This window comes from Marinobacter xestospongiae (genome assembly GCF_023156385.1).
In the GTDB taxonomy this organism is placed as follows: domain Bacteria; phylum Pseudomonadota; class Gammaproteobacteria; order Pseudomonadales; family Oleiphilaceae; genus Marinobacter; species Marinobacter xestospongiae.
Genome location: NZ_JAKZAK010000062.1, coordinates 1 through 1224 on the forward strand (window position 1 = coordinate 1; position 1224 = coordinate 1224).

Below are 1224 nucleotides of genomic sequence, written 5' to 3' on the forward strand. Positions count from 1 at the left end.
CGCCGCGAACTCGGTGCCGTCATTGACGCTGAACACCAGGCTGGCGTAGCCGCTGCCGGAAGCGCCGTTGGCGGGACTGAACACCAGCAGGCCGTTGGTGATGTCGGTGGCGGCGATGACGTCGCCGTTGGCCACTGCGTTGCCATTGAAGGTCAGGTTGCCGTCCGCCGGTATGGTCTCGATGCGCACCGATTGCAGGCTATCGCCGGTATCAACGTCGCTAAAGCCAAAGTCCGCGGTGGTAAACGTATGAGTGCCGTTGTAGCTGATATTGACCGTATCATCGGCGGCGGTAGGCGCGTCGTTCACGGGGGTAATGTCGATGTTGACGCTGCCCAAGGCGGTGTCCGTGCCGCCGTCGTTAATGCTTAAACTGACGGTGGCGACATCGCTGCCGGCCAGGTTTTCAGCCGGCGTATGGGTAAGGTTGGCGCCATTGAGGTAGGTATCAATATCGGCAATGGTGCCGGTCAGCGTCAGGGCGGCGGTGGTGCTGCCGCCGACGGTCACACCGCCACCGCTGGCGGCGGCGAGGGTACCGGCACTGGCGGTTAAGGTCAGGGTGACGTTGCCGGTGGTGTCGACGTCGGACAACGTCGCCGCAGACAGATCCAGATTGGCGGCGGTGTCTTCAGTGAAGCTGACGTCGCTGATTAAGCCGGCCAGCTGCGGGGCATCGTTGACCGCGGTGACCACCACGCTGACGTCCGCGGTATCGATGGCCTGGCTGTCCGACACGGTAACGCGTACTGTCCGGGTGGATTCTGCGGGGTTCTCACCTGTGGCTTCAAAGGTCAACGCTTGCAGCAATGACTGAGTTCGAGCCGGCGTCGCATTGGCATTGAGGTTCACCACAAAATCATTACCGGCAGCGATGTTATTGGCCAATGTGCCAATGACGGTCCCAGACACCGACACATTGGAACCCGCGGTGGTGCCGGCCAGGCTGACCGCACCATCGGTGCTGACGGACAGCACATCGCTGGTGGCATCGGCATTGGCGGTCACACTCACGGAGAGGGTACCGCCGTTGAAGTTGGCCGAGTCGGCATCCGTCAGGGTGGCGTTGGTACTGGTGTCCAGGAACACCGCACCACCTTCTTCGGCGGCATTCACACTGTCGCCATCCAGATTGCCAATGGCCGGCGGGTTGGGCGTGACGCTGATGGTAAAGCTGCCGCTGTCGTCGGCATCACCACCGTTGGCAATGCCATCGGCATCGTT

Annotated in this window: 1 pseudogene; it reads right to left on the reverse strand. The window is 62.1% G+C overall.

Annotation, left to right across the window (positions count from 1 at the left end):
* A pseudogene (locus MLD24_RS21470) lies at positions 1 to 1224 on the reverse strand (cadherin-like domain-containing protein); the annotation flags it as partial.